We start from the raw sequence: 2,706 nt of genomic DNA, 5'->3' as shown, positions 1-2,706 counted from the left end.
GGATACCCCGAGGGGGTGCCTGGACCCGATCGCGTGCCGCTGATGTCGCTGTTGAACCGCCGTCTCAGCAACGACGAGGTCAAGGCCGTCGCCGGGGAATTGATCAATCGCGGCGAGTTCGACCACGTCGACATCGGCGTGCTCATCACGCAGACCACCGACGAACTACCCCGCCCCGAGGACGTCGAGCGGGTCAGGGAACGTCTGGCCGCCAGGGGCTGGCCGCTCGACGATCCGCGTGAGGAAGGCTCCAGCATCGACGGTGACGGCGAGGGTTCGGCATAGCGCCACTACGCGGGGTCGTCATCCCGCCCACTCCGTCACTGCAACCGCTCCTCGCGGTGCTCGAAGGCGTGCTCGACGGCCGCGAGTCCGCGATCCTGCCGGTGCCCGCGGACGCGCGTGCCGCCGAGCCGTTGGCGAGGGCACTGCGGATCGGCGAGGACATCGACGACGACGTCGCGATGGTGGTGTCGACGTCCGGCACGACGGGAGTTCCCAAGGGCGCCATGCTCACCGCGCCCGCACTGATCGCCAGCGCGTCAGCGACACACGACAGGCTGGCGGGTCCAGGCAGCTGGCTGCTGGCCCTCCCCGCGTATCACGTTGCCGGGCTTCAGGTCCTGGTGCGCAGCATCCTGGCGGGTACGGTGCCCGTCGCGATCGACCCCAGTTTCGAGGTCGACGAGTTGCCCGCCGCCATAGAGGCATTGGGCACGGGTCCGCGGTACGCGTCGTTGGTCGCGGTTCAGCTCGTCAAGGCGCTCGGCGATCCAGCCGCCACGGCCGCCCTTGCCGAACTCGACGCCGTGCTGATCGGCGGCGGCCCGATGCCCGCGACGGTGGGCGAACGCGCAGCAGCCGCGGGCATCCGGGTGGTGCGCACCTACGGCTCCAGCGAGACGGCGGGTGGTTGTGTGTACGACGGCGTGGCCCTGGACGGGGTGAAGGTGCGCATCGACGACGGCCGCGTGGTGCTGGGCGGCGAGACGCTGGCCAAGGGGTATCGCAACCCGGTGGATCCGGACCCGTTCGTGGAGGCAGGCTGGTTTCGCACCGATGACGTTGGTACAAAGGATGATTCGGGCGTCCTGCGAATTCTGGGACGCCGCGACGACGCCATCGGCACCGGCGGCCTTACGGTGCTGCCTCAGCTGGTCGAGGCGGCGCTTGCGACCCACCCCGCGATCGCCGACTGTGCGGTGTTCGGCGTCACCGACGAGCGGCTCGGCCAGCGGGTCGCCGCGGCCGTTGTCCTCGTGGCCGGCCGCGACGCGCCGACGGTGGCCGAGCTGCGCGCGCACGTCGAGCAGACGCTCGACGCCACCGCAGCCCCCAGGGAAGTACACGTCGTCGACGAACTGCCCCGCCACGGCATCGGCAAGATCGACCGAAGGGAGCTGACAAACCGCTTTGACGCCGGAGCATGATGGAGACATGTCTCGCGAAGTCACCACCGTCGACGAGCTGCGCGCGATCGTCGGTCATCCCGTCCCCGCCGTGGCCAACAAGGTAAGGAGCCGGCTGTCGGAAGCGCAGCGGGACTGGCTGTCGCACTCCCCGCTGGGATTCCTTGCCACCACGGACGCTCACGGGCGCGTCGACGTGTCCCCCAAGGGCGACCCGCCCGGCTTCGTCCACGTCATCGACGACGTGACGATCGCCATCCCCGAACGGCCGGGCAACAAACGCGTCGACGGCTACCTCAACGTGCTGTCCCGAACGCGGGTCGGAACGGTGTTCCTGATCCCAGGACGCGGGGACACCCTGCGGATCAACGGGTCCGCCCGGATCATCGCCGACGCCCCGTACTTCGACGCGATGATCGTCGGGGGCAAGCGGCCCATCCTGGCTCTGGAGATCGACGTCGACGAGGTCTTCTTCCACTGCGCCAAGGCGTTCTTGCGGTCGGACGCATGGAAACCCGAGACGTGGGACCCCACCGCGGTGCCCAGCGTCGCGCAGCTCGCCAAGGCCATCAAGCCCGACACGAGCGACGAGCAGTTGGCCGAGTACTACGCCGAGGACAACATGCGGAAGATCCTGTATTAGGAGTCTGTGAGACTCCTGGGGTTTGGAATTGACGATTTGGGTAATTCCTTCTGCGGCAGTTTCACTCGCTCTACGGATCGGATTGAACATGATCGTGCTCGGCATCGTCCTACTGTTGATCGGTTACTTCGCAGGTATCTCGATCCTCTACACCATCGGCGGAATCCTTCTGGTGATCGGCATCATCCTGTGGGTTCTCGGCGCTGTCGGTCGCCCCGTCGGTGGCCGAAAAGTGTGGTTCTAGCGCATTAGCCCGGTCATGCCCCCCGCTGCGGACCGCACCGACCAGTGGGTCAGTCCCCTGGTGCGGGCCTCCGCGGCGTGGGCGTGGCGCCTTCTCGTTCTGCTCGCCGCCGCGTACGTACTGCTGCAGATTCTGTTTCGCTTCGGCGTCGTCGTGGTACCGGTCGCGCTCGCCCTGGTCATCACGGCTCTTCTTCTGCCCGCCGTCGACTTCCTCGACCGGCGCGGCGCCGCGCGAGGCGGGGCCGTCGCCTTCGTGCTCGTCCTCGGTCTGGCCGTGTTCGGCGGAATCCTCGCATTCGTCGTCAACCAATTCGTCGAGGGCGCCCCGCTTCTCGTCGAACAGGTCACGCGCAGCATCGAGGGCACCCGCGACTGGTTGATCAACGGCCCAGCCAAGCTCAGTGGCGA

Annotated in this window: 5 protein-coding genes; all 5 read left to right on the top strand. The window is 67.8% G+C overall.

Features of this window, described 5'->3' with window-relative positions; translation table 11 throughout:
- On the top strand, nt 1-285 hold a 285-nt coding region (locus tag ACRDUX_RS00150), incomplete at its 5' end, for a DUF3349 domain-containing protein (protein ID WP_526409843.1).
- Between the two features lie 56 nt (nt 286-341).
- Nucleotides 342-1,430 carry an o-succinylbenzoate--CoA ligase gene (gene menE, locus ACRDUX_RS00145; RefSeq protein ID WP_526409841.1) on the top strand — a complete coding sequence of 363 codons (1,089 nt, stop codon included), beginning with the start codon at nt 342-344 and terminating at the stop codon, nt 1,428-1,430.
- A gap of 7 nt (nt 1,431-1,437) precedes the next feature.
- Nucleotides 1,438-2,052, top strand: coding sequence for a pyridoxamine 5'-phosphate oxidase family protein (locus tag ACRDUX_RS00140; protein WP_526409839.1), 615 nt, complete (start codon nt 1,438-1,440; stop codon nt 2,050-2,052).
- A gap of 88 nt (nt 2,053-2,140) precedes the next feature.
- Complete coding sequence (locus ACRDUX_RS00135) at nt 2,141-2,296, top strand: hypothetical protein (protein ID WP_526409837.1); 156 nt, start codon at nt 2,141-2,143, stop codon at nt 2,294-2,296.
- Nucleotides 2,297-2,311: 15 nt separating this feature from the next.
- Nucleotides 2,312-2,706 (top strand): AI-2E family transporter (locus ACRDUX_RS00130; RefSeq protein WP_526409835.1); only part of this gene is annotated, 395 nt, incomplete at its 3' end.

It is taken from the genome of Mycobacterium sp. (assembly GCF_050701675.1).
Classification (GTDB): domain Bacteria; phylum Actinomycetota; class Actinomycetes; order Mycobacteriales; family Mycobacteriaceae; genus Mycobacterium.
Note: the sequence above shows the minus strand (reverse complement) of the source record. Positions and strands in the feature narration are given on the sequence as shown.

Excerpts from the sequence above, each read along its gene's own strand:
- ACRDUX_RS00140 (WP_526409839.1), top strand. The coding sequence starts at position 1,438 with ATGTCTCGCGAAGTCACCACCGTCGACGAGCTGCGCGCGATCGTCGGT.
- ACRDUX_RS00135 (WP_526409837.1), top strand. The coding sequence starts at position 2,141 with ATGATCGTGCTCGGCATCGTCCTACTGTTGATCGGTTACTTCGCAGGT.